At 67.2% G+C, this 2369-nt stretch carries 2 protein-coding genes and 1 pseudogene; all 3 read right to left on the bottom strand.

Annotated features, from left to right (window positions below):
• Positions 1-1184: ABC transporter permease (locus tag EOD15_RS32910; protein ID WP_148129772.1), on the bottom strand; the 1184-nt coding region annotated here is incomplete at its 3' end.
• Complete coding sequence (locus EOD15_RS32905) at positions 1181-1894, bottom strand: ABC transporter ATP-binding protein (protein ID WP_127322725.1); 714 nt, start codon at positions 1892-1894, stop codon at positions 1181-1183. The genes EOD15_RS32910 and EOD15_RS32905, both read right to left, overlap by 4 nt.
• Before the next feature lie 4 nt (positions 1895-1898).
• Positions 1899-2369, bottom strand: a pseudogene (locus EOD15_RS32900) (efflux RND transporter periplasmic adaptor subunit); the annotation flags it as partial.

The following is a 2369-nucleotide window of genomic DNA, read 5'->3' as shown; positions in this document are numbered from 1 at the left end:
CTGGCGCCGCGCAGCGCCGGGAAGAAGCCGAACACCATGCCGATCAGCGCCGAAAAGCCGACGGCGAGCAGGATCACCGCCGGGCTCGGCGCGAACGGGATGGTCAGCGTCACCGCGGCGAGGCCGGCCAGCGCCAGCCCGATCAGGATGCCGATAATGCCGCCGAGCAGCGACAGCACCGTCGCCTCGACCAGGAACTGGATGAGGATGTGCTTTTCATGCGCGCCGATGGCCAGCCTGATGCCGATCTCGCGGGTGCGTTCGGTGACCGACACCAGCATGATGTTCATGATGCCGATGCCGCCGACCAGCAGGCTGACGCCAGCGACGGCGCCGAGCATGCCGGTCATGGTGGTTGTGGCGCTGGCCATGGCGTCGGCGATCTGGGTCATATCGCGGATGGCGAAATCGCTCTCGCGGTCGGGCGTGATGCGGCGCGCGTCTCGCAAGATGTCCTCGACGCGCGGCTGCAGTTCGCTGGTCGGCGTGCGGTCGTCGGCGGCGATGTAGATGTTGTCGATGTCGCGGTTGCCGGCGATGCGGCGCTGGTAGGCATGCAGCGGCATCAGCACGACATTGTCCTGGTCCTGGCCGAAGCCGGTATATCCCTTGGGCTCGAGCAGGCCGATGATCTTGCAGGAGGTGCGGTTGACGCGGATGATCTCGCCCTCGGGATCGCCGGCGCCGAAGAACTGCTGGCGCACGGTCTCGCCGATCAGGCACACGCCTGTGCCCGAGCGAGTTTCGGAATCGCTGAACGGGCGGCCCGACACCAGCTTCCAGTCGCGCGCATCGAGATAGGCGCTGTCGGTGCCGGTGACGCCCGAGGTCAGGCTCTCGGTGCCGAAGATGACACGGACCTGTTTTTGCGAGGCCGGCGAAATCGCGCGGGCACCGCTGAGATGCGCCACAAGTGCGGCTAGTTCCTTTTCCGCCAGCGGACGCACCACCTGGTCGAGCCCGCCCGGTCCGCCGGGGCCGGCCGGGCGGCCGGAGCGGACGACCAGCAGATTGCTGCCGAGCTTGGAGATGTCGGCCTTGACCTTTGCTGTGGTGCCCGAGCCGATGGTGAGCATGGCAATGACGGCGGCAACGCCGATGACGATGCCGAGCAAGGTCAGGAACGAGCGCAGCACGTTGCGGCGGATCGAGCGCAGCGAGAGGCGGACGGTTTCCCAGATCATGGCTGTGCGATCTCCAGCTTCCTGGAATCCGAAGCGACATGGCCGTCGAGGAAGCGGATGGTGCGTTCGGCATAGTCGGCGACGTCGGCCTCATGCGTGACCATGGCGATGGTCAGGCCAAGCTCGGTGTTGAGCCGGGTGAGCAGCTCCATGATCTCGTGCGTGCGGGCGGTGTCGAGATTGCCGGTCGGCTCGTCGGCGACGAGGAGTGTCGGACGCGTGACGATGGCGCGCGCGATCGCCACGCGCTGCTGCTGGCCGCCGGACAGCTCGGCCGGCGTGTGGTGCTCGCGGCCGACAAGGCCGACCTCCGCCAGCGCCTGCATGGCAAGGTCTCGGCGCTCTCGCGCGGCAACACCTCGATAGATCAGCGGCAGTTCGACATTTTCGGCTGCCGTGGTGCGGGCCAGCAGATTGTAGCCCTGGAAGACGAAGCCGACATAAAGGTTGCGCAGCATGGCGCGGCGGTTGCGGTCGAGCCGGCCGGCGTCGAGGCCCATGAAGGAATAGGTTCCGGCCGTCGGCGTGTCGAGGCAGCCGATGATGTTCATCGCCGTCGACTTGCCGGAGCCGGACGGACCCATGATGGCGACGAATTCGCCACGCCGGATGGCAAGATCGACGCCGGCCAGCGCATGCACCTTGGCCTCGCCCTGGCCATAGCTCTTCCAGACCTTGTCGAAGGTAATGAGGGTCGCGCCCGCAGCCACGGCATCAGCTCCGCTGCTGCGACGCGGTGATGATTTGAGCGCCTTCGTCCAGGCCAGAGATGATCTCGGTCAGTTCGCCGTCGGTGGAGCCGATCTTGACATTGACCGGGTGCGGACGCCCGTTCTCCAGCACGTAGAGCGTGCGCGAGCCGTCGGTGGGGACTGTGGCGGGCTGGCGCTGGCGATTGCCGCCGGGGCGCCCCATGCGGCCGGTGAACAGGTCGCTCAGGCTCCAGCCGCGGGCGGCCTGCTGCGCCGGGCGATAGCGGAAGGCGGTGGCGGGTACGGTGAGCACGCCCTTGGCCTGTTTTGTGACGACCGAAACGGTGGCGGTCATGCCGGGCCGCAGCAACAGCTCGTTGTTGTCGACCTCGAGCCGCGCATTGTAGGTGACGACGCCGTCGGTGGTGACCGAGGCATAGGAGATGTCGCGGATCTCGGCATCGAACGGCCGCTCGGGGAAGGCATCCACGGT

The organism is Mesorhizobium sp. M7A.T.Ca.US.000.02.2.1, from assembly GCF_003996995.1.
Classification (GTDB): Bacteria; Pseudomonadota; Alphaproteobacteria; order Rhizobiales; family Rhizobiaceae; genus Mesorhizobium.
Note: the sequence above shows the minus strand (reverse complement) of the source record. Positions and strands in the feature narration are given on the sequence as shown.